Below are 26,315 nucleotides of genomic sequence, written 5' to 3'. Positions count from 1 at the left end.
CCCCTCAGCTCGTCCTGGTGATCGAGCGCCGCGCGAGCAGCGCGGCGACGAAGAAGCATGCCGCGCCGATCCCCGTGCCGAGGTTCGCCCACAGCGCGCTGACCAGCTCCCCGGTCGACGGCACCACGAACGCCGCGACCGCCGAGACGCCGAACGCGATGGACCCCAGCAGGTTCAGGCCGGTGCCGTGCCACGTGCGCGCGTCTCGATCCCACAGCTGGCCGCGGTCCTTCGTCGCGAGGACGGCCAGCGCGCTGGAGATCAGGAACGCCGCGGAGCCCCACGCGTCGGGGCGCCAGCCTGCGCCGACGTAGCCCGGATCGGCGAGCGCGGCGACGAGGACCGCAGCGGTCGACACGTTGAACAGGAGCGTCCCGGCGAACTGGATCGCGGCCGCCCACCAGTCCGCGCGGTCGGCGCGGTTGGTGCGCGAGTCCGGCGCGCGGCGCCCGGTCAGCAGGAGCTGGACGAGCGCCGCGGCCGTGAAGAACAGCGAGCCGACGAAGAACGTCGCGTTCGTCCCGACGGGTCCGGCCCACGCGGCGTACGCGGGGATCACGCCGACGAAGAAGAGCGCCGATCCGACCGCGAAGCCCCACGACTCGCGTCGCAGGCGCCGGGTGGTCCGCGCGGTCGAGTCGACCGCTCGCCGCCGGCTCACTCGTGCGGGTCGATCTGGCCCGCCTCGATGGCGGCCTCGCGCTCTTCGGACTCCTGCTCGTCGACCTCGTCCTCGATCGCTTCCAGAGGATCGATGGTCGGTGGCGGGAGCTCCAGCTCGGCGTCGTCGTCGAGCGGCACGTCCCGTTCGTCGTCGGGGATGCTCTCGCGGAAGTCGCTCATGTCACACCTCGGTACCCCTACCCGCTCTTGCGGCGGAACTCGCGCTTGGTCATCGCCCCGTGCGTGCCGTGGATCGCCGAATCGGCGTCCAGGTGCGACTCGCCGTCGCGCTGCTGCGCGTTCTTCTTGTCGAGCGCTTCTCTGAACTTGCGCTTCATCTCATCGGATGCCGCAGACGCCGGCTTCTCGTCGGTGCTCATGCCCCCACCCTAGGCGCGGCGTCCGACGCTCGCCAGGGTGAGGGGGTTCGCGGTGCTCACTGATAGGCTTGTGCGGGTTGCCTTGTGGCATCCGCTCAATTACATATGAGCTTACGGAGCAGGCCGGCAGGAAGCTGGTCCCCATTGGTGGGTTCCCCGACGCGCTAGCTGCGGGTGGTCTTCTACTGGTGACCAGTGCTGGCGAGTCCCGCGGCAGTGCCGCGCGCCGAGATCTGCCTGTTCCTGCTCCTTCGCACAAGCTCGTGCGCGAAACGCGCGTGCGAGCCTAAACAAAGAAGGAGGGACCTCTTGGAAGGTCCGGAAATCACGTTCGCCGAAGCCGTCCTCGACAACGGCCGCTTCGGCACCCGCACCGTCCGGTTCGAGACCGGACGACTCGCGCAGCAGGCGCAGGGCGCCGTCGCCGCGTACCTCGACGACGAGACGATGCTCCTCTCGGCCACGAGCGCGAGCAAGCAGCCCCGCGAGGGCTTCGACTTCTTCCCGCTGACGGTCGACGTCGAAGAGCGCTCGTACGCCGCGGGCAAGATCCCCGGCTCGTTCTTCCGTCGTGAGGGCCGCCCCTCGACCGAGGCGATCCTGGTCTGCCGTCTGATCGACCGTCCCCTGCGCCCGTCGTTCGTCGACGGTCTGCGCAACGAGGTCCAGATCGTCGTCACCGTGCTCTCGATCGCGCCGGGCGAGTTCTACGACGCGCTCGCGATCAACGCCGCGTCGCTGTCGACCCAGATCTCGGGTCTGCCCTTCTCGGGCCCGATCGCCGGTGTGCGCCTCGCGCTCATCCCGGGCCACGGCGAGAACGCCGACCAGTGGGTCGCGTTCCCGACCGTGACGCAGCTCGAGGACGCCGTGTTCGACCTGATCGTCGCGGGCCGCGTGCTGCCCGACGGCGACGTCGCGATCATGATGGTCGAGGCCGAGGCGACCGAGCACTCCTGGAACCTCATCAAGGGCGGCGCCACCAAGCCGAGCGAAGAGATCGTCGCGCAGGGCCTCGAGGCCGCCAAGCCGTTCATCAAGGAGCTCGTCGCGGCGCAGAACGTCGTGGCGAACACCGCCGCGAAGGAGATCCAGCCGTACCCGGTGTTCCCCGCGTACAGCCAGGAGGTCTACGACTTCGTCGCCGGTCGCGCCTACGACGACCTCGTCGGCGTGTACCAGATCGCCGACAAGCAGGAGCGCCAGAACGCCGACGACGCCGTCAAGGACCGCGTGAAGGCCGAGCTGATCGCCGCCGTCGAGGCGAGCGAGCTGCCCGCCATCGCGACGCTGGAGTTCTCGGCCGCCTACAAGTCCGTCACGAAGAAGATCGTGCGCGGCCGCATCCTCTCGGAGGGCGTCCGCATCGACGGTCGCGGCCTGGCCGACATCCGTCCGCTCGACGCTGAGGTGCAGGTCATCCCGCGCGTCCACGGCTCGGCGATCTTCCAGCGCGGTGAGACGCAGATCCTCGGCGTCACGACGCTCAACATGCTCAAGATGGAGCAGCAGATCGACTCGCTGTCGCCGATCACGAGCAAGCGCTACATGCACCACTACAACTTCCCGCCGTACTCGACCGGTGAGACCGGCCGTGTCGGCAGCCCCAAGCGTCGCGAGATCGGGCACGGCTTCCTGGCCGAGCGCGCCCTCGTGCCGGTGCTGCCCAGCCGCGAGGAGTTCCCGTACGCGATCCGGCAGGTGTCCGAGGCCCTCGGCTCCAACGGCTCGACGTCGATGGGCTCGGTGTGCGCCTCGACCCTGTCGCTGCTGAACGCCGGTGTGCCGCTGCGCGCGCCCGTCGCCGGCATCGCGATGGGTCTCGTGTCGGACGAGGTCGACGGCCAGACGCGCTACGCCGCGCTGACCGACATCCTGGGCGCCGAGGACGCGCTCGGCGACATGGACTTCAAGGTCGCGGGCACCAGCGAGTTCGTCACCGCGATCCAGCTCGACACGAAGCTGGACGGCATCCCGTCGTCCGTGCTGTCGGCGGCGCTGACGCAGGCCAAGGACGCGCGTCTGACGATCCTGAACGTCCTGAACGCCGCGATCGACGGTCCGGACGAGATGGCTCCGACGGCCCCGCGCGTCATCAGCGTGCAGATCCCGGTCGACAAGATCGGCGAGCTGATCGGCCCGAAGGGCAAGACGATCAACGCGATCCAGGACGAGACCGGCGCGCAGATCTCGATCGAAGAGGACGGCACCGTCTACATCGGCGCGACCGACGGCCCCTCGGCCGAGGCCGCCCGTGCGCAGGTGAATGCGATCGCCAACCCCACCAACCCGGAGGTCGGCGAGCAGTTCCTGGGCACGGTCGTGAAGATCGCGACGTTCGGCGCGTTCATCTCGCTCCTGCCCGGCAAGGACGGCCTGCTGCACGTCAGCGAGGTCCGCAAGCTCGCCGGCGGCAAGCGCGTCGAGAACGTCGAGGACGTCCTGTCGGTCGGCCAGAAGCTGCTCGTCAAGATCACCAAGATCGACGACCGCGGCAAGCTGTCGCTCGAGCCCGTGCTCGAGGAGGCCGCTGACCAGGAGGGTCGTGCCGCGGCCAGCGAGGGCCCCGAGGCGCCCGCGGAGGGCTGATCGCCTCGTATCATCCGGATGCCCGTCCCCTCCTTGAAGGCAGGGGGCGGGCATCCGTCGTCCGGTCTGCGAGATCGGCGATCTGTCCTCCGAAAGGGGGACAGATCCGCGAAGATCAGGCCTTCGTGACCAAAGCGTTATGTAATGTTTATCGACAGTTCGCCTCAGCGCACGGTGTGCTGTCCGGACTGCCCTACCCTCTTAGTACGCGCCGGGGGGTGCGTACAAGTGATCACGAAGGATTCCAGACCGCCAGGCGAGGACCGTCGTGAGGGGGTGGCACATGGCTTATTTCGGCGTTGACTCCGCGCTCGGCGCGTCGGGTTCCGCGGCCGGTGCCCCGATCGAGCCCCACGGTGCCGTCGAGCCCGACGTCACCGTCGCGCGCGGACCCCACCCGTCCGCGCCCATCCCCGTGCAGGGACCGGGGGTCGGCAGCAGCGTCCGCGTGGCGCTCGGCGACGGGGGACCCGAGGTGTTCCCGCTGATCCTCGGCGGGGCCGAGTTCGGCTGGAACGTCGACCTCGAGTCCAGCCATGCGATCCTCGACGCCTACGCGGAGCTCGGCGGCAACGCCGTGCACACCTCCGACAGCTTCGCGAGCGGCCGCAGCGAGCACATCATCGGCCAGTGGCTGCACTCGCGCGGCCTTCGCGACGACGTCGTCCTCGGCGTGCGGGTCGGCGGTCACGCCGACAACCCGGGGCTCGACCCCGTGAACCTGGTCCGGGCCGTCGAGGCGTCCCTCACCCGCCTGCGCACGGACCGCATCGACGTGCTCTACCTCGACGCGACCTCGGGTGGCGCGTCGTCGCTCGAAGACACCCTCGCCACGGCGGAGTGGATCGTCGAGGCGGGCAAGGCGCGCACGATCGGCGCGATCGGATACACGGCGGCGCAGCTGGTCGAGGCGCGCATCTTCGCGTCCGCCGGCTACCCGCGCATCACGGTGCTCGACGTGCCGTTCAACGTGCTCCGCCGTCATGAGTTCGACGCCGACCTGCGCCTCGTCGCCGGCGCGCAGGGCATGGCCGTGACACCGTCGCATGCGCTGGAGCACGGCTTCCTCGCCGGACGCCAGCGCTCCAAGCTGCGCGGGGCGCTCTCGGTGCGCGGCGCGCAGCTGGCCGCCAACCTCAACCGCCGAGGCGGCCGGACGCTGCGGGCGCTGGACGGCGTCGGCGCAGAGCTCGGCGTGCCGGATGCGGCCGTCGCGGTCGCGTGGCTGCTCGCGCAGAAGCTCGTCACGGCGCCCATCGTCAACGCGTACGCCCCTCAGCACGTCGAAGAGCTCGTGCAGGGCGTCGGGGTGCGGCTGAGCCGCAGCCAGCTGGCCGACATCGCGCGCGCCGCCGAATAGCGCCCGCCGACGCCGGTTCTCCACAGACCCCGGGTGGCGGCATCCCTCCGCGTCCGGGCGTGACGTAATGTGGAGGACGTGCCCGCCCCACCGGGCCGATGATCCCCCGAAGTACCTCGATGGCGAAGTGAGCGGTGTGACGCACTACATCTACCTCGTGCGGCATGGCGAGCACCAGGACGCCGAGCACGGACTGGCCGACGGGCCCCTGTCGCCGCGCGGGCGGCGTCAGGCGGCGCTGCTGGCCGACCGGCTCTCGGGGGTGCCGTTCGACGCGGTGTGGCATTCGCCCCTGGAGCGGGCCAGCCAGACGGCGCGCGCCGTCGCCGAGCGGATGCCGTCGCTGCAGCCCGAACCGTCCTCGCTGCTGTTCGACTGCGTGCCGACCGGCATGACCGAAGAGACGCCGGCCGTGTTCGAGCCGTTCTTCGGGTCGGTGACCGAGGCCGAGATCGAGGCCGGGCGCGCGCAGATGTCGGATGCCACGAGCGAGTTCCTGGTACGCAAGCGCGGCGAAGTGCACGAGCTGCTCATCACGCACAACTTCGTCATCTCGTGGTTCGTGCGCGAAGTGCTGCAGGCCCCGGACTGGCGCTGGATGACCCTCAACCAGGCGCATTGCGGCCTGACGGTGATCGCGCAGAAGCAGGGGCGACCGTGGACGCTGCTCTCGCACAACGACATGTCGCACCTGCCGGTCGAGCTGCGCACAGGGCTGCCCGAGCTCTACCCGGTCTGACCCGCGGGCGTCAGAGGGCCTTGCCGTACCAGCGCGACGCGTTCGGGTTGTCGTTATACGGCTCGATGGCCGTGAAGCCGGTGCGCGCGTACAGGGCGCCCGCCGCCTCGAGCGAGTGGTGGGTGTCGAGCACGAGCTCGGCCGCGCCGAACCCCCGCGCGCGCTCGACGAGATCCTCGACGAGCAGGCGCCCCCAGCCCCGGCCGCGGGTCTCGGGGCGCAGGTACAGGTGCTTGAGCTCGTAGCGCACGCCGAGGGGGCCCGGTGCGATGAGCCGGATGCCGCCGCACCCCATGGGCTCGCCCTCGTCGTCGTCCAGCACGACGAAGACGCCGGCCGGCGGCACGAACGCGGCCGGATCGGGGAAGGTCGTGCGGTACGCGACGCCCTGCTCGGCGAAGCCGACGGTGCGGGAGCGGAAGTACTCGTCGAGCAGCTGATGCGCGTCGGGAGCGTCGACGGGGGAGGGGCGCAGGGTCACCACGCCTCCAGCGTAGGCGCTGCCGACGCCTGCACGTTGCTGCCTGCAGGGCCGGCGGGCGCGAGCCCGGGCTGCCGCAGGCCCCGCCTAGGATGGAGGGCATGACGACTCGCGTGGCCATCGTCGGCGGAACCGGAAAGCTGGGCGGCATCATCCGCGATGTCGTCGAGGCCGAGCCCGGCTTCGAGGTCTCGGCCGTGCTGACCTCGCGCTCCGAGCTGTCGGAGCTCGACGGCGCCGACCTCGTCGTCGACGCCTCGACGCCTGCGGTGTCGATCGATGTCGTCCGTGCGGCGATCGAGCGCGGTGTCAACGTGCTGATCGGCACGTCCGGCTGGTCGGCGGAGCGCATCGCGCTGGTGCGGCCTCTCGTCGAGGCGGCCGGCACCGGCGCCGTGTTCATCCCCAACTTCTCTCTCGGCTCGGTGCTGGGGTCGGCGCTCGCCGCCGCCGCCGCGCCGTTCTTCCCGTCGATCGAGATCGTCGAGGCCCATCGCGAGACCAAGATCGACTCGCCCAGCGGCACCGCCGTGCGCACCGCCGAGCTCATCGCAGCCGCACGCGACGCCGTCGGCCCGGTGGAGTCGCCCCACGTCGACCAGCGCGCCCGCGGTCAGCAGGTCGCGAGCGTCCCGATCCACTCGCTGCGCCGTCCCGGCGTGGTCGCCCGGCAGGAGACGATCCTCTCGGGCGCGGGGGAGTCGCTCACGATCGTGCACGACACGGTGGAGCCGGCGCAGGCCTATGCCGGCGGCATCCGACTCGCCCTCGCCGCGGCACGCGACGCGAAGGGCGTGACGGTCGGCCTCGACAGCCTGATCGACATCGGCATCGGACGCCCCGCGACACCGGCCGACGTGACGCCGGTCGACGAGGGCGGCGTGCCCGGTCAGGTCGCGCGCGCGACCGGGCCGTTCGCCGACGGGCGATGAGCGCACGCATCGGCGTCGCCGTCATGGCGGTGCTGCTGGCGCTGTACATCGTGCTGGTGGGGCAGCGCTCATGGCTGCTGCTCATGAGCGGCGACCCGATCGGCGTCGGCATGGGGGCGGCCCTCGTCGTGCTGCCGCTCATCGCGGCGTGGGCGCTCGGCCGCGAGCTGTGGTTCGGCGTGCGCGCCGAGCAGCTGGGCCGCCGGCTCGAGGCCGAGGGCGCTCTGCCCGACGATGCGGTGTCGGTGCGCCCCAGCGGGCGGGTCCTGCGTGAGGACGCGGATGCCGTCTTCCCCGCCTACCGGGCCGCCGCCGAGGCGCACCCCGAGGACTGGCGCGTGTGGTACCGCCTGGGCGTCGCGTACGACGCCGCGGGCGATCGCCGTCGGGCGCGCGAGGCCGTGCGCACCGCGATCCGGCTCGAGAAGACCGACCGCCCCCGCTGACGGGCGGTTCAGGATGCCGGCGGCACAGCCGCCGCGACCGCGTCCTCGACGGTGGTGTGGGTGAACGCGAAGCCTGAGGCGGTCAACGCGTCCGGCACGACGTGCGCATCCGTGGTGAGCAGGGCCGCCGTGGCATCCGCACCGAGCACCAGATCCATGCCCCACACCGGCGCGCGCAGCAGGTAGGGCCGGTTCATGCGCATGGCGAGAGCGAAGCCAAGGTCGTTCGCGGTGGCGCGCGTCGGGCCCGAAAGGTTCACGGGCCCGGTGAGGCGCTCGTCGATCACGTGCCGGATCGCACGCACCTCGTCGTCGAGCGAGATCCAGGGCCACACCTGCGTGCCGCGGCCGATCGGGCCCGAGAGGCCGAGCCGGGTCAGGACGAGGAGCGGCTTGAGCACGCCCTCGGCGTGCACGACGGGCGACGTGCGCACCAGCGTGACGGCGGCGTCGGGGCCGGCTCCCAGAGCCGCGCCCTCCCATTCGCCGCACAGGTCGGCGAGGAACGTCTCGCCGCGGCCGGAGTCCTCGGCGAGCCGCACGCCCGGCACGGAGCCGTAGTAGCCCACGGCGGACGCCGACACGAAGTGCGGGGCATCCGTCCCCAGCTCGCGGACCGCGCGCGCAAGGGCGCGCGTCGGCGTGATGCGCGACCACAGCAGCGTGCTCTTGTACGACGGCGTCCACGGGAACCGCCCGATGCTCGCCCCGTTGAGACCCACGACGGCGCGGGCGCCGTCGAGTACCGCCGGGTCGAGCGGTCGGCCGAAGGTGAGCCATTCGACCTCGTGCGGGGCCGCGGCGGGGCGCCGGACCAGGGTCGTCACCTCGACGCCGTCGGCGCGGAGGCTCTCGACGAGCGCGCGCCCGATGAGCCCCGACGCGCCGGCGACGACCACACGGCCGCCGCCGGCACGACGTGAGGGATCAGGCAAGCGTGGCCTCGAGCGTGATCTCGATGCCCGCGAGCGCCTGCGAGACGGGGCACCCGGCCTTGGCGCCCTGCGCGATGCGCTCGAAGTCCTCGGCCGACAGTCCGGGGACGACGGCGTTGACGTTGAGGTGGCTGCCGGTGATGCCCGTACCGGGCTTGAACGTCACGGAGGCGGTCGTGTCGACCTGCTCAGGCGGCGTGCCGTTCTCGGCGAGGGCGTTCGACAGTGCCATGTTGAAGCACGATGCGTGAGCGGCGGCGATGAGCTCCTCGGGCGTGGTCACGCTCGTGGATCCCTCGCTGCGCGCCTTCCAGTTCACCGCGAACGTCCCCGCGCCCGACGACGCGAGCGACACCTCGCCGGCGCCGTCGAACAGGCTGCCCTTCCACGTGCTCTTGGCTTCGCTGGTGACGGTCATGGGGGCCTCCTCGCTCAGGGGGCGTCCGCGTTCGGGACGTCTCGCGTCAGCCTAACCGCGAGCGATGCCGCGGCGCGATGGCCCCGGCCGTCGTCGTGGGTGGTCCGGCGCAAACGCGCGCGAATGCAGGCAGTGCGCGGCGAGTCGGGCCTGTTCGCGGTAGGCGGGCGGCCGCGGCGTGCGCGCAGCCTGCATTCGTGCGCGATTCACGGCGGCGGCGATCAGGCTGCGGCCGGGCGTGCGCGGCCGACGAGACCGGCGCGCTGCAGCAGCAGGTACAGCTGGCAGCCCAGGCACAGGCCGAAGACCGCGTTGAGGAACGCCGCGACGAACGCCATGGCAGCCGCGATCGGCAGCGCCCACGGCACGCCGAACAGCTGCAGCACGAGTCCGATGACCGACACGAACAGGCCGACGCCCTGCGCGAAGCGCGGCGGACGCGCGTCCTCCCATTCGGTGGGCGGCGCCAGCCGGGGCGCGACGACCTTGCGGAACAGGACGCCCCACGGTGCGGTGCGCGGCCACGCGGCGCCCCACAGGAACAGGATCGCGGCCAGGAGCAGGAGGAGGAACGCGGGGTCGAGGATGCGCTGCGCGACGGAGGCGTAGGTGATGGCCCACGGGCTGCCGTCGGAAACGGAGACGGCGTCGGCGAGGGGCTGATACGCGAACCAGCCGAACGAGGTCACCGAGTCCGCCGTGATCTGCGCCGTCGACAGCCCGGTCAGCCCGAAGAACACGGTGATCATCAGCAGCACCGAGGTGATGGCCGCGGCGAACCGCGGACCGCGGGGATCGATCGTGCCTCGCGGGGCGCGGGGGCGCGGGGTGGCGGCATCCGATCGATCAGACATTCGCGTCCTCCGCGATCAGGCGATTGAGCTCGAGCTCGAGGACCTCGCGGCCAGGCGTGCCGCCGAAGCGGGTCTGCACGACGCCGTGGCGATCGAGCACGAGAGTGGTGGGGGTCTGCAGCACGTGGAAGTGCTTGGCGATGTCGGGGCGGTGGGTGAGGTCGACGTCGAGGTGGCGCACGCCCTCGTGGTCGTCGGCGATGGACGAGAGCATGCGGTGCACGCCAGGGCAGCGGGCGCACATCTCGGTGCTGAACTGCAGGAGGGTGGCGCGCTCGCCCAGCCCGTCGGCCCCGAGACGGCGGGGGTCGACGACCTCGTGCTGGACGTCGTGGCGCGGGCGCGTGGCGCGCCAGTTCACGAAGACGCCGAGCGCGGCGCTGCCTGCCAGCAGCAGGACGAGCGCGATGACGGCACCGACGAGGGTCACAGCAGAACAGGTTAACCCCATTCGGCCGGATGGGGACTGGAAATGCGAATATGACGCGCTGGGCGTAACACGGCGGACCGGCGGGTGGCCGCCCCCGGCGGCGATGCCGCGGGTATCGTGGCAGCCGTGACGACGCCGATCCCCACCCCCTACGAGGACCTGCTGCGCGACGTGCTCGAGCACGGCACGCACAAGGACGACCGCACCGGAACGGGCACCACGAGCGCGTTCGGACGCCAGATCCGCTTCGACCTGTCGCAGGGCTTCCCGCTCATCACCACCAAGCGCGTGCACTTCAAGTCGATCGCGTACGAGCTCCTGTGGTTCCTGCGCGGCGAGTCGAACGTGGCGTGGCTGCAGCAGAACGGCGTCACGATCTGGGACGAGTGGGCCGACGCGTCGGGCGAGCTGGGTCCCGTCTACGGCGTGCAATGGCGCTCGTGGCCGACGCCGTCGGGCGGGCACATCGACCAGATCGCGCAGGTGATCGAGCAGATCAGGACGAACCCCGACTCGCGCCGCCTCATCGTGTCGGCGTGGAACCCCGCCGACATCCCCGACATGGCTCTCGCGCCGTGCCACGCGCTGTTCCAGTTCTATGTCGCCGACGGCAGGCTGTCGTGCCAGCTGTACCAGCGCAGCGCCGACCTGTTCCTGGGCGTGCCGTTCAACATCGCGTCCTACGCCCTGCTGACGCTCATGATCGCGCAGCAGACCGGGCTCGAGCCGGGCGACTTCGTATGGACGGGCGGTGACTGCCACATCTACGACAACCACGTCGAGCAGGTGCGCGAGCAGCTCACGCGCGAGCCGTACCCGTATCCGACGCTGCGGTTCGCGCGGAAGCCCGAGTCGATCTTCGACTACCGCTACGAGGACTTCGTCGTCGAGGACTACCAGCACCACCCCGCGATCCGCGCCGCGGTCGCGGTATGACCCCGCGCGGACGCAGCAGGGTCGGCCTCATCTGGGCCGAGGCGCGGGACGGCGTCATCGGCGCGCGCGGCGGCATGCCGTGGCACGTGCCCGAAGACCTCGCGCACTTCAAGGCGACGACGCTCGGCGCCCCGGTCGTGATGGGCCGCCGCACGTGGGAGTCGTTCCCTGCCCGCTTCCGCCCGCTGCCCGGGCGGCGCAACATCGTCGTCACGCGCCAGGACGACTGGCAGGATGCCGGCGCCGAGCGCGCCGCGTCACTCGAGGCCGCGCTGGCTCTGGCGGAGGAGGACGAGCCGGAGTGGATCTGGGTGATCGGCGGCGGCGAGCTGTACCGCGAGGCGATGCGCTGCGCCGACCGCCTCGAGGTGACAGAGCTCGACCTCGACGTCGACGGCGACACCAGGGCACCCGACCGCACCGGGTGGACGCCTGCGGAGGGCGGCCAGGGGGAGTGGACGACCTCGGGCTCCGGCATCCGCTACCGGTTCCTCTCTCTCGTCCCCGCTGCCGCGTCCTGAGGCGCGTACGGCGGCAATAGGCTGGCGCGCATGGGCAAGACGGCACTCATCACGGGCGCGAGCTCGGGGCTCGGCGCGGAGTACGCGCGGCAACTGGCGGCCAAGGGCGCCGACCTCGTGCTGGTGGCGCGCGACCGCGCCGCGCTCGACGAGATCGCGGTCCGCCTGCGCAGGACCTACGGCGTCGAGGTCGAGGTGCTCGCCGCCGACCTCGTCAAGCCTCGTCAGCGCGACCGCGTCGTGGCACGCGTCGCCGACGCCGAGCGTCCCATCGAGATCCTCGTGAACAACGCCGGCTTCGGGCTCCCGCTCGCCTTCGAGAGCAACGACATCGAGGACGAGGTGCGGCACCTGAGGCTGCACGTCGAGGTGCCGATGCGCCTGACGCACGCCGCGTTGGGAGCGATGCTCAAGCGCGGTCACGGCCGGATCGTGAACGTCGCGTCGGTGGCGGCGTTCATCCCGCGATCGACGTACGGCGCGTGCAAGGGGTGGCTCGTGAGCTTCAGCCGCTGGGCCAACGGCCGCTACCGGACGCGCGGTGTCACGGTGACGGCGGTGTGCCCCGGGTACACGCACACCAGCTTCCACGAGCGCATGGGCCTCGGCCCGGGAGAAGAGGGCGTGCCGGGCTTCATGTGGCTCCAGGCGAGCGACGTCGTGGCGCAGTCGCTGCGCGACGTCGCCCACGGTGTCCCCGTGTCGATCCCGTCGCTGCGGTACAAGATCCTGGTCGGCCTCGCGCGCTTCGCGCCCGCGTCGCTCGCCGCCCGCATCGGCGAACGCGGCCGCTGACCCGTCCGCGGCGGGTGGGCCGTGCGCAGCGGGTGCGGCATCCCGATAATCTGAAGTCATGACGCATACGGGCAATCCCTTCGGACAGGTGCTCGTCGCGCTCGTCACCCCCATGACGGCCGACGGCGAGGTCGACTGGCCCGCTGTCGAGAAGCACATCGACGATGTCATCACCGCGGGGGCGGACGGCATCGTCGTCACGGGCACCACGGGTGAGACGTCGACCCTCACCGACGCCGAGAAGCTGCGCCTGGTCGAGGTGGGCAAGGATGTCTCGGCCGGACGGGCGAAGATCATCACGGGCGGCGGCTCCAACGAGACCGCCCACGCCATCGAGCTCTACAAGGCCAGCGAGAAGGCCGGCGCCGACGGCATCATGATCGTCACGCCGTACTACAACAAGCCCACGCAGGCCGGCATCCTGACGCACTTCCGCCTGGTCGCCGACGCGACCGACCTGCCGGTGATCCTGTACGACATTCCCGGCCGCACGGGCGTCCCGATCAAGTACGAGACGATCCTGCGCCTCGCCAAGCACCCCAACATCCTCGCGATCAAGGACGCCAAGGGCGACTTCAGCGAGGTCAGCCGCGTGCTGAACCAGACCGACCTGATGTACTTCTCGGGCGACGACGCGAACGTGCTGCCGCACCTCGCGATCGGGGCGACCGGGCTCATCGGCGTGACGGCGAACGTCGCCGCCCAGCCGTACCGCGTGATCGTGGATGCCGTCAACCGCGGCGATCTCGCGGCCGCGACCGCGGAGCACCGGCGTCTTGAGCCGCTCGTGCGCGCCCTCATGACCCACGTGCCCGGCACGGTGTCGACGAAGTACGTCCTGCACGGCCTGGGCCGGATCTCCAGTCCCCGCGTCCGGCTCCCGCTCGTCGGGCCGGAGGAGTGGGAGGCCGCGATGATCGAGGACGAGCTGGCCCTCGTGAGCGACGTGGCCGGCGCCGACTTCTCGAACTTCCGCCCCGACCGCAACGCCGCCGCCGGTGGCGCGCTGCCGAAGGTCTCGGGCACCACGAGATGACACATCGTGCCGTCGCGCCGCGACAGCACGACAGATGAACGGATGCTCCGGCATCCGGAGGAGGCTTCACATGCCCACCACCCTGTACGACCCGCCTGAGCTCGCTGCCGGCACGCTGCGGATCGTCCCGCTCGGCGGCCTCGGTGAGGTCGGCCGCAACATGACCGTGTTCGAGTACGGCGGCAAGCTGCTGGTCGTCGACTGCGGTGTGCTGTTCCCCGAGGAGCACCAGCCGGGCGTCGACCTGATCCTGCCGGACTTCGAGCCGATCAAGCACCGCCTGGACGACATCGTCGGCGTCGTGCTGACGCACGGGCACGAGGACCACATCGGCGCCGTGCCCTACCTCCTCAAGCTCAAGAGCGACATTCCGCTCATCGGGTCGGGACTGACGCTCGCGCTCGTCGAGGCGAAGCTGAAAGAGCACCGCATCAAGCCGTTCACGCTGACGGTCGCCGAGGGCCAGCGCGAGAACCTCGGGCCGTTCGAGCTCGAGTTCGTCGCGGTCAACCACTCGATCCCCGACGCGCTCGCCGTCGCGATCCGCACGCCGGCCGGGCTCGTGCTCGCCACGGGCGACTTCAAGATGGACCAGCTGCCGCTGGATGGCCGCATCACCGACCTGCGCGCGTTCGCGCGACTCGGCGAAGAGGGCGTCGACCTGTTCCTGGTCGACTCGACGAACGCGGACGTGCCCGGCTTCACGCCCACCGAGCGCTCGATCGGACCGGTGCTCGACCAGGTGATCGGCAAGGCGCCGCGCCGCGTCGTCGTGGCGAGCTTCTCCAGTCACGTCCACCGGGTTCAGCAGGTGCTGGATGCCGCAGCCGCCCACGGCCGTCGCGTCGCGTTCCTCGGCCGCAGCATGGTGCGCAACATGACGATCGCCGAGGACCTCGGCTACCTCAAGGTCCCGGACGGCGTCCTCATCGACTACAAGAAGGCGCGCGACCTCCCCGACGACCAGATCGTCTACATGTCGACGGGCTCGCAGGGCGAGCCGATGGCGGTGCTCAGCCGCATGGCGAACCTCGACCACGCGATCGAGCCCGGCCCCGGCGACACGGTCATCCTCGCCTCGAGCCTCATCCCGGGCAACGAGAACGCGGTGTACCGCGTGATCGACGGGCTCACCAAGCTCGGCGCCAACGTCGTGCACAAGGGCAACGCCAAGGTGCACGTGTCGGGCCACGCCGCCGCCGGCGAGCTGCTGTACTGCTACAACATCCTCAAGCCGCGCAACGTCCTGCCCGTGCACGGCGAGTACCGGCACCTGATGGCGAATGCTCGCCTCGCGCAGGACACCGGCATCGCCGAGGAGCGCACGCTGCTCGCCGAGAACGGCACCGTCATCGACCTGCGCGACGGCGTGGCCGAGGCTGTCGGCCAGCTCGACCTCGGCTTCGTGTACGTCGACGGCTCGACCGTCGGCGAGATCACCGACGCCGACCTCAAAGACCGCCGGATCCTGGGCGAAGAGGGCTTCATCTCGGTCATCGTCGTGGTGGACGCCACCACCGGCAAGGTCATCTCGGGGCCCGAGGTGCATGCCCGCGGGTTCGCCGAGGACGACGCCGTGTTCGAGGACGTCAAGCCGAAGATCGCGGCCGCGCTCGCCGAGGCCGCCCAGTCGGGCGTGCGCGACCAGCACGCGCTGTCGCAGGTGGTGCGCCGCACGATCGGCCGCTGGGTGAACCAGTCGCTGCGCCGCCGGCCGATGATCGTGCCGCTGGTGATCGAGGCGTAGCCGGGTCCGCCGAGCGCGGGCATCCACGCTCGGTGGGCGCCGGGATGCGGCATCCGTCATCGTCACCGCGTCGTAACACGCGCGCCGTACCATCTGTCCGTGGCGTCTTCGTTCCGGATCAGGCCCGCCGTGGGGGCCGATGGCTCCTTCCTCGGCGACATGGTGGTCGAGGCGGCCAACTGGCGCCCGGGATCGGCCCGGCCGCGGCACGAGATCATCGGCGGCGACGACCACCGGCGTTACGTCGCGGGCTGGATGCGACCCGGCGACGTCGGTTTCGTGGCCGAGGACCCGGCCGGTGCTCCGGTGGGCGCCGCGTGGTACCGCATGCTTCCCCGCACGGATCCGGGCTTCGGGTACGTGGGCACGGGGGTGCCCGAGCTGATCATCGGCGTGCGGCCCGTGTGGCGGGCGCACGGCGTGGGCCGCGCGCTGCTGCAGCGCCTGTGCGAGCAGGCGCGGGTGGACGGGTTCGCACGTCTGAGCCTCAGCGTCGAACGGGGCAACTTCGCGGCGACGCTGTACCGCAGCGAGGGCTTCGCGGTCGTCCACGCCGGGCACGGGCGCGACACGATGGTCAAGCGCCTGCGGTAGCCGGGAGCGGCCGCAGAGCGGCGTGGTTCCGCGGAAATGTCGGGCCTGCGGCCTACCGTGGAGGAATGCCCAGGAGCACCAGCCCGACCAAGGGATCGCGTGCGTCTTCGAACGCGTCGTCGAGTGCGCGCTCGACGACGTCTGCGAGCGCGCGAAAGCCGGCCGCCAAGCCCGCGCCGGCGCCCAAGCGCTACGTGGGCGAGCCCGACCGCCCGCCCGTCGCCGTCCGCGCGTGGATGGGCCTCGCGCACGCGACCGGCGGACTGTTCCGCGCGTTCGGCCCCGAGGCGCTCGAGAAGGACCAGCGCCGCGACGGCTTCCCGTTCCTGCTGGTGCTGCTGGCGGTCGCCGGCGCCGTCAACGAGTGGTTCTTCATCGGCAACGAGGTCGCCAAGACCATCAGCGCCTACTCGGTGGGCGGCCTGATCGGCCGCGAGGCGTTCGTCCTGCCGGTCCTGCTCCTGCTGCTCGCGGGCTGGATGTTCCGGCATCCGTCGTCCGTGCACGACAACGGGCGCGTGGGCATCGGCTTCGGCCTCCTGATCGTCACGATCGCCGGCTTCTGCCACGTCGCGGGCGGTCGTCCGCAGCCGAGCGACCTGCTGCCCGCGCTCAGCGAGGCCGGCGGCCTGTTCGGCTGGATGCTCGGCGAGCCGCTCGCATTCCTCCTCACCGACGTCGGCGCGTACATCGTGCTGTCGCTGCTGGCGCTCCTGAGCGTGCTGATCATCACGAAGACGCCGCCGAACCGCATCGGCCGCCGCCTGGGCGAGCTGTACGCGTGGATGTTCGGGGCCGAGCCGCGTGAAGAGAAGCCGGCGGCCGCCACGGCCACCGCCGCGGCCACGAGCGAAGACGAGGGCGACTCCTCGCTGCCGTTCTGGCGCCGCAACAAGACCGGCCGCGAGAAGGATCCCGAGGACGGCCTCGGGTCGCAGGATCTGACCGAGCTGCTCGCGCCGGGGTCGTCGCAGGGCGGCTTCGACCAGGCGATCGCGCCGCCGGTCGCCCCGCCTCCGGCGCCCGCGACGGACGCCCTGACGGAGGTCATCGATCCGGCGGTGCTGTCGGCGGCGAAGGCCGCCACCTCGTCGCGCACATCCTTGCGCGACGACGCCGAGGTCATCGAGGACGACGGGCTGCTGCCCGGGCTCGACGGCATCGGCACCACGTCCGCCCCCGGTGCATCGACGGCGCCGTACCGGCTGCCGTCGGTCAACTCGCTGGCTGCGGGGTCGCCGCACGTCGCGCGCTCGCAGGCGAACGACGACACCGTGCGGGCGATCACGAGCGTGCTCGACCAGTTCTCGGTCGATGCCCGCGTGACCGGGTTCTCGCGCGGACCGACGGTGACGCAGTACGAGATCGAGCTCGGTCCCGGCGTCAAGGTCGAGCGCATCACCGCGCTGACGAACAACATCGCGTACGCCGTCGCGTCCAACGAGGTGCGGATCCTCGCGCCGATCCCCGGCAAGAGCGCGATCGGCGTCGAGATCCCCAACACCGACCGTGAGATCGTCACCCTCGGCGACGTGCTGCGGTCGCAGACCGCCACCAACCAGACGCACCCGATGACGATCGGCGTCGGCAAGGACGTGGGCGGCGGATACGTCGTCGCGAACCTCGCGAAGATGCCGCACCTGCTCGTGGCCGGGTCAACCGGCTCGGGCAAGTCGAGCTTCGTGAACTCGATGATCACGAGCCTGCTCATGCGGGCGAAGCCCTCGGACGTGCGCATGGTGCTGATCGACCCGAAGCGCGTCGAGCTCACGTCGTACGCCGGCGTGCCGCACCTCATCACGCCCATCATCACGAACCCCAAGAAGGCCGCCGAGGCGCTGCAGTGGGTCGTGAAAGAGATGGACATGCGGTACGACGACCTCGCGTCCTTCGGCTTCCGCCACATCGACGACTTCAACAAGGCGGTCGTGGCGGGCGAGATCACGCTGCCGCCGGGCAGCGAGCGCGTGCTCAAGCCCTACCCGTACCTGCTCGTCGTGGTCGACGAGCTCGCCGACCTCATGATGGTCGCGCCGCGTGACGTCGAGGACTCGATCGTCCGCATCACCCAGCTCGCGCGCGCATCGGGCATCCACCTCGTGCTCGCCACGCAGCGCCCCTCGGTGGACGTCGTGACGGGACTCATCAAGGCCAACGTGCCGTCGCGTCTGGCGTTCGCGGTGACGAGCGTGACCGACTCCCGCGTCATCCTCGACCAGCCCGGCGCCGATCGCCTCATCGGCCAGGGCGACGGCCTGTTCCTGCCCATGGGCGCCTCGAAGGCGCTCCGCGTGCAGGGGGCGTGGGTCAGCGAGAGCGAGATCGAGACCGTCGTCAAGCACGTCACACAGCAGGCCCGGCCCGAGTACCGCGCCGACGTGCAGGCCGTCGCCGAGAAGAAGGAGATCGACGCCGACATCGGCGACGACCTCGACCTGCTGCTGGCAGCGGCCGAGCAGATCATCTCGACCCAGTTCGGCTCGACGTCGATGCTCCAGCGCAAGCTGCGCGTCGGCTTCGCGAAGGCCGGCCGCCTCATGGACCTCCTGGAGTCCCGTGAGATCGTCGGCCCTTCCGAGGGCTCGAAGGCCCGCGACGTGCTCGTCACGCCCGATCAGCTGCCCGCGGTGCTGGCGCGCCTGCGCGGCGAGGACGTGCCCGCCGAGACGCCGGCGGCCGCGGCATCCGATCAGTACGGTCAGGATGCCGTCGCGTCGCAGTTCGACGGCTACCCGGTGGTCGATGGCGACGAGGGCTCCGAGGACGCGTGGGGCCTCACCGGCCGCGACTGACCCGCGCTGACGGATAGGCTCGGCCCATGGCGATCCCACGGCAGCTGCCGAACACGATCACGATCGTGCGCATCCTGTGCGCGCCGGTCTTCCTGTGGCTGCTGCTGGCGGACGCGGGCGCCGACGGCGCGCTGCGGTGGTGGGCGGCGGCGCTGTTCATCGTCGCGATCGCGACGGACGGGATCGACGGCTATCTCGCCCGCAAGCACGAGATCGTCACGGATCTCGGCAAGCTCCTCGACCCGATCGCCGACAAGGTGCTCACGGGCTTCGCCTTCATCGGGCTGTCGATCCTCGCCGAACTGCCCTGGTGGATCACGATCGTCGTGCTGATCCGCGAGGTCGGCATCACGGTGTACCGCTTCATGGTCGTCAGCGACCATGTGCTCGCCGCCGCCTGGATGGGCAAGCTCAAGACCGTGGCGCAGGCCGTGGCGCTCTCGCTCGCGCTCCTGCCGCTGTGGACGCTCGTCGGCGAATGGATCTTCTGGGTCAACGGCGTGACGATGACGATCGCGGTCGTCCTCACGATCGCGAGCGGCATCGACTACGTCGTGAGCGAGGTGCGGGCGGCGCGCGAGAAGCGGACGTCGTCGTGACGGACGAGGATGCCTCGCCTGCGTCGTCGACCCCCACGGATGCCGCGGCGGCCGTCCTGCGGGCACTCGACGCGCGGGCGTGGTCGATCGCGGCGGCGGAGTCGCTCACCGGCGGACGGGTCACCGCGACGCTCGTCGACATCCCGGGGGCGTCCGCGCACGTGCGCGGGGGCGTCGTCGCGTATGCGACCGACGTGAAGGCGCGAGTACTGGGCGTGCCCGAGGAGCTGCTCGCCGAGCGCGGTGCCGTCGACGCCGACGTCGCCGTCGCGATGGCCGGGGGAGTGCGTCGCGTGCTGGGCGCCGATGTCGGTCTCGCGACGACCGGCGTTGCCGGCCCCGACCCGCAGGACGGCAAGCCGGTGGGGACGGTCCACGTCGCGGTGATAACGCCCGAGACTGTCGTGACCGCGCAGCTGACCCTGTCGGGGACGCGCGACGAGATCCGCACGGCGTCGGTGCAGGGCGTGCTCGAGCTCGCGCTCGACGTGCTGTGAGGCATCCACTGTTCGCGGTTTCGGGCGGGAACAGACCGTGTTGCGTCTCGGTTACATTCGGTGATTCCCACCCATTGCCCAGTTCGCGGGATTAGATTGGCATCATCCGGTGCTGTACTGTTGGCCACCCGGACGACGGTGGAATCAGAAGTGAGGAGGGGCCCTGATGATCCTGGTACGTCAAGAGATCGGCGAAGTGCTTCGTGATTTCCGCCAGCAGAAGGGGCGCACCCTCCGCCAGGTGGCGAGCCGCGCGAGCGTGGCCCTCGGCTATCTGAGCGAGGTCGAGCGCGGCCAGAAGGAGGCCTCGAGCGAGATCCTCGCGTCGGTGGCCGAAGCGCTCGACGTGCCGATCTCGATCATCATGCGCGAGGTCGGCGACCGCATCTCGGTGCTGGAGGGTCTGCAGACCTTCCCCGACGTCGTCCCGGACGACCTGGTGGCCTCGGTCGACGCCGAGCTGTCGCTGCGCTGACCCCCGACGACGTCCAGGGATCGCCTGTCTTCATGCGCCGCAGTGAGTTCCATCGCGCCGTCGCCGACGAGTTCGGCGGGCGCGCGAACGCCGTCGTGACCGATCTGGTGCTGTCCCGTGTGGGCGGACGAACGGCCGCGGATGCCATCGCCGCGGGTGTCGACCCGCGCGAGGTCTGGCTCGCGCTGTGCGAAGAGCTCGATGTGCCGGCCGACCGTCGCTACGGCGTGGGCCGGCTCGAGCCGCGCCGCAGCTGACCCGGATCCGTCGTCGTCGCACGGCGTGTCGTCGAATATCTGTTCGAGATCCGCGTAGTGTCCTCCACAGAAGGTGTCGAGGACGTGTTTTCCACGGGCCGGGACCGGGCGATGGCCGATGTCGGAACCCCTCCCTAACGTGATCCACGTCGAACGACACCACACGCCTTGTCGCAGCATCCGTCCCACCGGGCCGGAGCGCGACAGCCTACAGGCGACGGAACACCAGCACGAAGGAGCACGTCATGCCCTCACCCGCAGACCGCGAGAAGGCCCTCGAATCGGCCCTCGCCCAGATCGACCGGCAGTTCGGGAAGGGCTCGGTGATGCGCCTCGGCAGCGACGAGCGTGCTCCCGTCGAGGTGGTCCCCACCGGCTCGATCGCCCTCGACGTCGCCCTCGGCATCGGCGGGCTCCCGCGCGGACGCATCATCGAGATCTACGGCCCGGAGTCGTCGGGTAAGACGACGCTGACGCTCCACGCGATCGCCAACGCGCAGCGTGCGGGCGGCATCGCGGCGTTCATCGACGCCGAGCACGCGCTCGACCCCGACTATGCGCAGAAGCTCGGCGTCGACATCGACGCGCTCCTCGTGTCGCAGCCCGACACGGGTGAGCAGGCGCTCGAGATCGCCGACATGCTGGTGCGTTCCGGTGCGATCGACCTGATCGTCATCGACTCGGTCGCGGCCCTCGTGCCCAAGGCCGAGATCGAGGGCGAGATGGGCGACTCGCACGTGGGTCTGCAGGCCCGCCTCATGTCGCAGGCTCTGCGCAAGCTCACGGGTGGTCTCAACCAGACCAACACCACGATGATCTTCATCAACCAGCTGCGCGAGAAGATCGGCGTGTTCTTCGGCTCGCCCGAGACCACCGCCGGTGGCAAGGCGCTGAAGTTCTACGCATCGGTCCGCCTCGACATCCGGCGCATCGAGACGCTCAAGGACGGCGCCGAGGCAGTCGGCAACCGCACGCGCGTCAAGGTCGTCAAGAACAAGATGGCGCCGCCGTTCAAGCAGGCCGAGTTCGACATCCTGTACGGCGTCGGCATCTCGCGTGAGGGCAGTCTCATCGACTTCGGCGTCGAGCACGGCATCGTCAAGAAGTCCGGTGCGTGGTACACGTACGACGGCGAGCAGCTCGGCCAGGGCAAAGAGAACGCGCGCAACTTCCTCCTCAAGAACGAGGACGTCGCGGCCGACATCGAGTCGAAGATCAAGGTCAAGCTCGGCATCGGCCAGCCGCGGGGCGCCGCCTCCGAGGAGTCGACGGGCGACGAGCTGGCTGCCCGCCGCCCGGCGTGATGGTGCGGTTCGAGGACGGGGGCGAGGGCGAGACGCTCGCCCCCGTCATCCCGCTCTTCGGCGGGCCCGTACCTGCGGCGCCCGCCGAGGCTCCGTCCGAGCCGGCATGGAACGCGACCTGGGCCGACGATCCGGAGTCCGCGGACGACGAGTACGACCGGTTCGGCAATGACACGTCGCACCTGCGCGTCCCGGATACGGCAGCCGCGGCCGATGCACGGGCGGGCGCCGAGAAGAGTCTCCTGAAGAAGCTGCGGGCGCGCTCGCTGTCGGTTCGTGAGGCGCGGGGTGTGCTGCGCGACCACGAGCTCGACGACGAGGCGATCGACGAGGTCATCGCCTCCTTCGAACGCCTCGGCTACCTCGACGACGCGAAGCTGGCCGAGCAGCTGGTCCATTCGGGCTCGGATCGCAAAGGACAAGGGCGCAAGGCGATCGCGCAGACGCTCGCCAAGCGCGGCGTGGCACGCGAGGTCGCCGACGCGGCGCTCGAGGAGCTTCCGGACGACGACTTCGAGCGGGCCCTCGAGTTCGCGCGCAGCAAGGCCTCGTCCATGCGTGGCCTGGAGCGCGATGTCGCCGTGCGCCGTCTCGCGGGTCAGCTCGCGCGACGCGGCTACGGCGGCCCGGTCGCGATGAACGCGACGCGCCAGGCGCTGGATGAGCTGAGTCGTCCCATCGGGCGTGTGCGGTTCGAGTGACGCGACACGTGGCGCGGGACGTGTGCTCCGCGGCGCTAGGGTGAGCGGGTGCTCACGAAGTTCGCGCTCGACGAGGCGCAGCTGGCGGATCTCGTCGCGCCGGTCGGCCGGCTGATCGCGGCGGAGTCCCTCTCCGGAGGCATGTTCGCCACCGCGTACCGCGTCCGGTTCGACGACGGCACGCAGGCCGTCGCGAAGATCGTCGGCGCCGACACGTCGAGGCTGTTCCGCTACGAGCACGGCCTGCTGGCGACCGAGGCCATGACCTACCGGATGCTCGGCGGCAGCGGCGTGCCGGTGCCGCGTGTGCTCCACACGGACTTCAGTCGACGGGCCGTCGACGCCGATCTCGTGGTCGCCGAGCACCTCCCCGGGCGCCCATGGCTCGACCTGCAGCTCGACGAGGCGCAGAACGCCGCGGTGCGTCGCAGGCTCGGCGCCGTGATGGCGCGGCTTCACCGCGTCGAGGCGCCGGGGTTCGGCTACCCGTCCGAGCACGCCGGGCTCTCGGGCACGACGTGGCGCGAGGCGTTCACCGCGATGACGGAGGCCGTCCTGGCCGACGCGGCGCGCTGGGACGTGGCGCTGCCGTCGGAGCGGGTGCGTGCCGCAGTGGCCGCGCACGGCACGGCTCTGAACGCCGTGACGCGCCCCGTCGTCGTGCACACCGATCTGTGGGCCGGCAACGTCTTCCTCGACGACGACACGCACGAGATCGTGGGCATCATCGACACCGAGCGGACGCTGTGGGGCGATCCGCTGCACGAGCTCGTGGGCGCCGACCAGCTCGGCCACGGGGCCCCCGACGCCGACCTCCTGGCCGGCGACGCCGATGCCGGCGGCATCCTCGCGAGCGAGCTCGCCTCGCCGGCGGGCGAGACCCGGCTGCAGCTGTCGCGTCTCTACTTCTCGCTGATCCTGGCCAGCGAGCCGGTGATCCGCGGGTACGCGGGCGACTGGGTGTCCGGCTACGAGCAGACCGCTCGCGACAACGTCGAGCGAGCGCTCGCGTGGCTGGAGGACGCCCGCGCGTGAGCGGCCCCTAGGATGACGGCTGTGACGGGGCGCACGAGGAACGAGCGACATCGTCGCTGGCCGTGGATCGTGGGAGGGACGCTCGCTGCGCTGGCCATCACCATCGTGGTCGCCATCCCGTGGTTCAGCGCGCAGGCGCTGCTCACTCCGCACCACGACCTCACGACGAAGGCCGGCACGGTCGTCGCGGTCACCGACGAAGAGATCACCCTGTCGCCGACCAAGGCCGGGGAGCGTGTCGGAACCTACGGCCTCACATGGACCGACGCCGACGGCGCGACAGGCGAGGCGATCGTCGGCCCGGTGATCCGCTCCGACGACAAGGGGATCACACGCCCCTTCACGTCGACCGAGGGTCGTCCGCCCGTCGGCGCGGCCGTGCAACTGGTGCCGAACATCTGGACCACCGATCCGCGCAGCGCGCTCGGCATCGACTACGAGGACGTCGAGGTCGACGGCGAACTCGGTCCGATGCCGGCGTGGCATGTACCCGGCGACGGCACCACCTGGGTGCTGTTCGTCCACGGCATCGACGGGCTCCGCCAGAGCGGGCTGCGCCCGCTTCAGACGATCGCCGGAGCCGACCTCCCCACGCTTCTCATCAGCTACCGCAACGACGTCGGCGCCCCGCCGAGCCCGAACGGCCTGTTCTCGCTCGGCGAGCGCGAGTGGCGCGACCTCGAGGCCGCCGCCGACTATGCGCTCGCACAGGGCGCCGAGCGCTTCATCCTGTACGGCGACTCGATGGGCGGCAGCATCGTCACGCGGTTCATGCACGAGTCGCGTCACGCCTCCCTCGTGGTGGGAATGGTCCTGGACTCTCCGGTGCTCGACTGGTCGGGCGTCATCGCAGGGCAGGCCGAACGCCTGCACGTGGGCTGGTTCACGCCGCTCGTGCAGCAGACCGTGCGGTGGCGAGGCGACCTCCAGCTCGCGCCGCTGGACGAGCTGGATCAGACGGCCGCGTTCGCCGGCATCCCGATCCTGCTGTTCCAGGGACTCGCCGACCCGCTGGTTCCCCACGCCGAGAGCGAGGCGTTCGCGGACGCCCTGCCTCTCGCGCAGTACGTGCCGGTGAAGGATGCCGGGCACATCCAGAGCTGGAACGTCGACCCCGAGGCGTACGAACGCCACCTCGCGGCGTTCCTCGCGCGATTCGCCGCAGACCCCGCCGACGGGTGAGACGCCGGACGGCACGCGGGTCCCTGACCGGACCGGGCTCGTAGAATGGCGGGATCATGTCTTCCCCTTCCGCCACACCGACCCTCATCGCGCCGTCGCCGGCGTCGCACGATGCCGACGGGCGCGTCCGCACCTACGAGGTGCGCACGTTCGGCTGCCAGATGAACGTGCACGACTCCGAGCGCCTCTCGGGCTCGCTCGAGAGCGCGGGATACGTCCGCGCCGGCGCCGGCGAAGAGGCCGACGTGGTCGTCATCAACACCTGCGCCGTGCGCGACAACGCCGCGGGCAAGCTGTACGGCACCCTCGGCCACCTGAAGTCGCGCAAAGACAAGCACGACGGCATGCAGATCGCCGTCGGCGGCTGCCTCGCGCAGATGGACAAGGACGTCGTCCAGCAGAAGGCGCCGTGGGTCGACGTCGTGTTCGGCACCCACAACATGGGCTCGCTGCCCAGCCTGCTGGAGCGCGCCCGCCACAACGGCGAGGCCGAGCTGGAGATCCTGGAGTCGCTCGAGGTCTTCCCGTCGACCCTTCCCACCAAGCGCGACAGCGTCTACAGCGGCTGGGTGTCGATCTCGGTCGGCTGCAACAACACGTGCACGTTCTGCATCGTGCCGAGTCTGCGCGGCAAGGAGAAGGACCGTCGCCCCGGCGACATCCTCAACGAGATCCGCCTGCTCGTGGACGACGGGGCGATGGAGGTCACCCTCCTCGGCCAGAACGTCAACTCCTACGGCGTCGAGTTCGGCGACCGGCAGGCCTTCGGCAAGCTGCTGCGCGCCGCCGGCGAGATCGAGGGACTGGAGCGCATCCGGTTCACGAGCCCGCACCCGGCCGCCTTCACCGACGACGTCATCGACGCGATGGCCGAGACGCCCGCCGTCATGCCGCAGCTGCACATGCCGCTGCAGTCCGGCAGCGACCGCATCCTCAAGGCGATGCGCCGCTCGTACCGCAGCGAGCGGTTCCTCGGCATCCTCGACCGCGTGCGGGCCAAGATGCCCGACGCCGCCATCTCGACCGACATCATCGTCGGGTTCCCGGGTGAGACCGACGAGGACTTCGAAGACACCATGCGGGTCGTCGAGCAGGCGCGGTTCGCGAGCGCGTTCACGTTCCAGTACTCGATCCGCGAGGGCACGCCGGCCGCGACCATGGCCGACCAGGTGCCGAAGGAGGTCGTGCAGGCGCGGTACGACCGTCTGATCGCCCTGCAGGAGCGCATCTCGCTCGAAGAGAACCAGAAGCAGGTCGGCCGCGAGGTGCAGGTGCTGGTGTCGACCGGCGAGGGCAAGAAGGACGCCGAGACGCACCGTCTGACCGGCCGCGCCGAAGACAACCGCCTCGTGCACTTCGAGGTGCCCGAGGGCTCCGACACGCCGCGCCCCGGCGATGTCGTGTCGGTCGTCGTGACGCACGCCGCGCCGTTCCACCTCCTCGCCGACTCGCCCGACGGCGCGCCGCTGCGCATCCGCCGGACGCGCTCCGGAGACGCATGGGACCGCGCGCAGGCCGAGTCGTGCGCTGTCCCCGCCCCGGCCCCCGTCGGCGCGGACGGCCGACGCATGGTCGGTCTCGGCATCCCGACTCTCCGCCTGGGTTCGTGACGCGGCC

At 70.9% G+C, this 26,315-nt stretch carries 29 protein-coding genes; 21 read left to right on the top strand and 8 right to left on the bottom strand.

Annotation, left to right across the window (positions count from 1 at the left end; translation table 11 throughout):
• Positions 1 to 4 precede the first annotated feature (4 nt).
• Genes JNB62_RS08110 through JNB62_RS08100 form a run of 3 tightly spaced genes read right to left on the bottom strand, consistent with a single transcriptional unit; the run spans position 5 to position 1,043 of the window.
• Complete coding sequence (locus JNB62_RS08110) at positions 5 to 661, bottom strand: hypothetical protein (protein ID WP_308291753.1); 657 nt, start codon at positions 659 to 661, stop codon at positions 5 to 7.
• Positions 658 to 843, bottom strand: coding sequence for a hypothetical protein (locus tag JNB62_RS08105; protein WP_220300371.1), 186 nt, complete (start codon positions 841 to 843; stop codon positions 658 to 660). The genes JNB62_RS08110 and JNB62_RS08105 overlap by 4 nt, the downstream gene beginning before the upstream one ends.
• 17 nt (positions 844 to 860) lie before the next feature.
• Complete coding sequence (locus tag JNB62_RS08100) at positions 861 to 1,043, bottom strand: DUF5302 domain-containing protein (RefSeq protein ID WP_220300370.1); 183 nt, start codon at positions 1,041 to 1,043, stop codon at positions 861 to 863.
• A 309-nt stretch (positions 1,044 to 1,352) separates the two neighbouring features.
• On the opposite strand from JNB62_RS08100, the gene JNB62_RS08095 reads away from it, so the two are divergent.
• The 3 genes from JNB62_RS08095 (at position 1,353) to JNB62_RS08085 (ending at position 5,731) form a co-directional block, all read left to right on the top strand.
• Positions 1,353 to 3,632: a polyribonucleotide nucleotidyltransferase gene (locus tag JNB62_RS08095; RefSeq protein WP_220300369.1), complete on the top strand. Its 2,280-nt coding sequence runs from the start codon at positions 1,353 to 1,355 to the stop codon at positions 3,630 to 3,632.
• 283 nt (positions 3,633 to 3,915) lie between these two features.
• Positions 3,916 to 4,992, top strand: coding sequence for an aldo/keto reductase (locus JNB62_RS08090; protein ID WP_222855858.1), 1,077 nt, complete (start codon positions 3,916 to 3,918; stop codon positions 4,990 to 4,992).
• Positions 4,993 to 5,128: 136 nt separating this feature from the next.
• The gene (locus tag JNB62_RS08085) at positions 5,129 to 5,731 is read left to right on the top strand and encodes a histidine phosphatase family protein (RefSeq protein ID WP_220300368.1); all 603 of its coding nucleotides are present in this window, start codon (positions 5,129 to 5,131) and stop codon (positions 5,729 to 5,731) included.
• A 10-nt stretch (positions 5,732 to 5,741) separates the two neighbouring features.
• Here the strand turns inward: JNB62_RS08085 and JNB62_RS08080 are convergent, their stop codons facing one another.
• Positions 5,742 to 6,215, bottom strand: a complete 474-nt coding sequence (locus tag JNB62_RS08080) for a GNAT family N-acetyltransferase (protein ID WP_220300367.1) — start codon at positions 6,213 to 6,215, stop codon at positions 5,742 to 5,744.
• 98 nt (positions 6,216 to 6,313) lie between these two features.
• Between JNB62_RS08080 and dapB the strand changes: the two genes are divergently transcribed.
• A complete protein-coding gene (gene dapB / locus JNB62_RS08075) occupies positions 6,314 to 7,144 on the top strand; it encodes a 4-hydroxy-tetrahydrodipicolinate reductase (protein ID WP_220300366.1) in 831 nt (276 codons plus the stop codon).
• Positions 7,141 to 7,590, top strand: a complete 450-nt coding sequence (locus JNB62_RS08070; RefSeq protein WP_220300365.1) for a tetratricopeptide repeat protein — start codon at positions 7,141 to 7,143, stop codon at positions 7,588 to 7,590. Before dapB ends, JNB62_RS08070 begins: the two co-directional genes overlap by 4 nt.
• Before the next feature lie 8 nt (positions 7,591 to 7,598).
• On the opposite strand, the gene JNB62_RS08065 is transcribed toward JNB62_RS08070, so the two are convergent.
• From JNB62_RS08065 to JNB62_RS08050, 4 genes are all read right to left on the bottom strand, one after another.
• Complete coding sequence (locus JNB62_RS08065; protein WP_220300364.1) at positions 7,599 to 8,525, bottom strand: TIGR01777 family oxidoreductase; 927 nt, start codon at positions 8,523 to 8,525, stop codon at positions 7,599 to 7,601.
• Complete coding sequence (locus JNB62_RS08060; protein ID WP_220300363.1) at positions 8,518 to 8,943, bottom strand: OsmC family peroxiredoxin; 426 nt, start codon at positions 8,941 to 8,943, stop codon at positions 8,518 to 8,520. The genes JNB62_RS08065 and JNB62_RS08060 overlap by 8 nt, the downstream gene beginning before the upstream one ends.
• A gap of 221 nt (positions 8,944 to 9,164) precedes the next feature.
• On the bottom strand, positions 9,165 to 9,797 hold the full coding sequence (locus JNB62_RS08055; protein ID WP_220300362.1) for a DUF4395 domain-containing protein: 633 nt from the start codon (positions 9,795 to 9,797) through the stop codon (positions 9,165 to 9,167).
• Complete coding sequence (locus tag JNB62_RS08050; RefSeq protein WP_220300361.1) at positions 9,790 to 10,227, bottom strand: TlpA family protein disulfide reductase; 438 nt, start codon at positions 10,225 to 10,227, stop codon at positions 9,790 to 9,792. Before JNB62_RS08050 ends, JNB62_RS08055 begins: the two co-directional genes overlap by 8 nt.
• 126 nt (positions 10,228 to 10,353) lie before the next feature.
• Here JNB62_RS08050 and JNB62_RS08045 point away from each other — a divergent pair, with 126 nt between their 5' ends.
• The 16 genes from JNB62_RS08045 (at position 10,354) to miaB (ending at position 26,308) form a co-directional block, all read left to right on the top strand.
• A complete protein-coding gene (locus JNB62_RS08045; RefSeq protein WP_220300360.1) occupies positions 10,354 to 11,163 on the top strand; it encodes a thymidylate synthase in 810 nt (269 codons plus the stop codon).
• Positions 11,160 to 11,684, top strand: coding sequence for a dihydrofolate reductase (locus JNB62_RS08040; protein ID WP_220300359.1), 525 nt, complete (start codon positions 11,160 to 11,162; stop codon positions 11,682 to 11,684). The genes JNB62_RS08045 and JNB62_RS08040 overlap by 4 nt, the downstream gene beginning before the upstream one ends.
• 30 nt (positions 11,685 to 11,714) lie before the next feature.
• Entirely contained in the window at positions 11,715 to 12,479 is a 765-nt protein-coding gene (locus JNB62_RS08035) for an SDR family NAD(P)-dependent oxidoreductase (RefSeq protein WP_220300358.1), read from the top strand.
• A 58-nt stretch (positions 12,480 to 12,537) separates the two neighbouring features.
• A complete protein-coding gene (gene dapA / locus JNB62_RS08030; protein WP_220300357.1) occupies positions 12,538 to 13,515 on the top strand; it encodes a 4-hydroxy-tetrahydrodipicolinate synthase in 978 nt (325 codons plus the stop codon).
• A 70-nt stretch (positions 13,516 to 13,585) separates the two neighbouring features.
• Entirely contained in the window at positions 13,586 to 15,262 is a 1,677-nt protein-coding gene (locus JNB62_RS08025; protein ID WP_220300356.1) for a ribonuclease J, read from the top strand.
• A gap of 99 nt (positions 15,263 to 15,361) precedes the next feature.
• Entirely contained in the window at positions 15,362 to 15,856 is a 495-nt protein-coding gene (locus JNB62_RS08020; protein WP_220300355.1) for a GNAT family N-acetyltransferase, read from the top strand.
• A gap of 65 nt (positions 15,857 to 15,921) precedes the next feature.
• Positions 15,922 to 18,648: a DNA translocase FtsK gene (locus JNB62_RS08015; RefSeq protein ID WP_220300354.1), complete on the top strand. Its 2,727-nt coding sequence runs from the start codon at positions 15,922 to 15,924 to the stop codon at positions 18,646 to 18,648.
• Positions 18,649 to 18,674: 26 nt separating this feature from the next.
• Positions 18,675 to 19,247, top strand: a complete 573-nt coding sequence (gene pgsA / locus JNB62_RS08010) for a CDP-diacylglycerol--glycerol-3-phosphate 3-phosphatidyltransferase (RefSeq protein ID WP_220300353.1) — start codon at positions 18,675 to 18,677, stop codon at positions 19,245 to 19,247.
• On the top strand, positions 19,244 to 19,744 hold the full coding sequence (locus JNB62_RS08005; protein ID WP_220300585.1) for a CinA family protein: 501 nt from the start codon (positions 19,244 to 19,246) through the stop codon (positions 19,742 to 19,744). Before pgsA ends, JNB62_RS08005 begins: the two co-directional genes overlap by 4 nt.
• A 166-nt stretch (positions 19,745 to 19,910) precedes the next feature.
• Positions 19,911 to 20,219: a helix-turn-helix domain-containing protein gene (locus JNB62_RS08000; RefSeq protein WP_018172206.1), complete on the top strand. Its 309-nt coding sequence runs from the start codon at positions 19,911 to 19,913 to the stop codon at positions 20,217 to 20,219.
• 32 nt (positions 20,220 to 20,251) lie between these two features.
• Positions 20,252 to 20,476: a DUF3046 domain-containing protein gene (locus tag JNB62_RS07995; protein ID WP_220300352.1), complete on the top strand. Its 225-nt coding sequence runs from the start codon at positions 20,252 to 20,254 to the stop codon at positions 20,474 to 20,476.
• A 245-nt stretch (positions 20,477 to 20,721) separates the two neighbouring features.
• On the top strand, positions 20,722 to 21,780 hold the full coding sequence (gene recA / locus JNB62_RS07990) for a recombinase RecA (protein ID WP_220300351.1): 1,059 nt from the start codon (positions 20,722 to 20,724) through the stop codon (positions 21,778 to 21,780).
• The gene (locus tag JNB62_RS07985; protein WP_220300350.1) at positions 21,780 to 22,481 is read left to right on the top strand and encodes a regulatory protein RecX; all 702 of its coding nucleotides are present in this window, start codon (positions 21,780 to 21,782) and stop codon (positions 22,479 to 22,481) included. The genes recA and JNB62_RS07985 overlap by 1 nt, the downstream gene beginning before the upstream one ends.
• 48 nt (positions 22,482 to 22,529) lie before the next feature.
• Positions 22,530 to 23,516, top strand: coding sequence for a phosphotransferase family protein (locus tag JNB62_RS07980; protein WP_308291752.1), 987 nt, complete (start codon positions 22,530 to 22,532; stop codon positions 23,514 to 23,516).
• Between the two features lie 21 nt (positions 23,517 to 23,537).
• Positions 23,538 to 24,698, top strand: coding sequence for an alpha/beta hydrolase family protein (locus JNB62_RS19565; protein WP_220300349.1), 1,161 nt, complete (start codon positions 23,538 to 23,540; stop codon positions 24,696 to 24,698).
• A gap of 56 nt (positions 24,699 to 24,754) precedes the next feature.
• Positions 24,755 to 26,308, top strand: a complete 1,554-nt coding sequence (miaB, locus tag JNB62_RS07970; RefSeq protein WP_220300348.1) for a tRNA (N6-isopentenyl adenosine(37)-C2)-methylthiotransferase MiaB — start codon at positions 24,755 to 24,757, stop codon at positions 26,306 to 26,308.
• Positions 26,309 to 26,315: the final 7 nt, after the last annotated feature.

The organism is Microbacterium jejuense (assembly GCF_019511665.1).
Lineage (GTDB): Bacteria > Actinomycetota > Actinomycetes > Actinomycetales > Microbacteriaceae > Microbacterium > Microbacterium jejuense_A.
Note: the sequence above shows the minus strand (reverse complement) of the source record. Positions and strands in the feature narration are given on the sequence as shown.

Excerpts from the sequence above, each read along its gene's own strand:
- JNB62_RS08105 (WP_220300371.1), bottom strand. The coding sequence starts at position 843 with ATGAGCGACTTCCGCGAGAGCATCCCCGACGACGAACGGGACGTGCCG.
- JNB62_RS08055 (WP_220300362.1), bottom strand. The coding sequence starts at position 9,797 with ATGTCTGATCGATCGGATGCCGCCACCCCGCGCCCCCGCGCCCCGCGA.
- JNB62_RS08015 (WP_220300354.1), top strand. The coding sequence starts at position 15,922 with ATGCCCAGGAGCACCAGCCCGACCAAGGGATCGCGTGCGTCTTCGAAC.
- miaB (WP_220300348.1), top strand. The coding sequence starts at position 24,755 with ATGTCTTCCCCTTCCGCCACACCGACCCTCATCGCGCCGTCGCCGGCG.
- JNB62_RS08060 (WP_220300363.1), bottom strand. The coding sequence starts at position 8,943 with ATGACCGTCACCAGCGAAGCCAAGAGCACGTGGAAGGGCAGCCTGTTC.
- recA (WP_220300351.1), top strand. The coding sequence starts at position 20,722 with ATGCCCTCACCCGCAGACCGCGAGAAGGCCCTCGAATCGGCCCTCGCC.
- pgsA (WP_220300353.1), top strand. The coding sequence starts at position 18,675 with ATGGCGATCCCACGGCAGCTGCCGAACACGATCACGATCGTGCGCATC.
- JNB62_RS07995 (WP_220300352.1), top strand. The coding sequence starts at position 20,252 with ATGCGCCGCAGTGAGTTCCATCGCGCCGTCGCCGACGAGTTCGGCGGG.
- JNB62_RS07985 (WP_220300350.1), top strand. The coding sequence starts at position 21,780 with ATGGTGCGGTTCGAGGACGGGGGCGAGGGCGAGACGCTCGCCCCCGTC.
- JNB62_RS08090 (WP_222855858.1), top strand. The coding sequence starts at position 3,916 with ATGGCTTATTTCGGCGTTGACTCCGCGCTCGGCGCGTCGGGTTCCGCG.
- JNB62_RS08000 (WP_018172206.1), top strand. The coding sequence starts at position 19,911 with ATGATCCTGGTACGTCAAGAGATCGGCGAAGTGCTTCGTGATTTCCGC.
- JNB62_RS08025 (WP_220300356.1), top strand. The coding sequence starts at position 13,586 with ATGCCCACCACCCTGTACGACCCGCCTGAGCTCGCTGCCGGCACGCTG.
- JNB62_RS08100 (WP_220300370.1), bottom strand. The coding sequence starts at position 1,043 with ATGAGCACCGACGAGAAGCCGGCGTCTGCGGCATCCGATGAGATGAAG.
- JNB62_RS08070 (WP_220300365.1), top strand. The coding sequence starts at position 7,141 with ATGAGCGCACGCATCGGCGTCGCCGTCATGGCGGTGCTGCTGGCGCTG.
- JNB62_RS08035 (WP_220300358.1), top strand. The coding sequence starts at position 11,715 with ATGGGCAAGACGGCACTCATCACGGGCGCGAGCTCGGGGCTCGGCGCG.
- dapB (WP_220300366.1), top strand. The coding sequence starts at position 6,314 with ATGACGACTCGCGTGGCCATCGTCGGCGGAACCGGAAAGCTGGGCGGC.
- JNB62_RS08040 (WP_220300359.1), top strand. The coding sequence starts at position 11,160 with ATGACCCCGCGCGGACGCAGCAGGGTCGGCCTCATCTGGGCCGAGGCG.
- dapA (WP_220300357.1), top strand. The coding sequence starts at position 12,538 with ATGACGCATACGGGCAATCCCTTCGGACAGGTGCTCGTCGCGCTCGTC.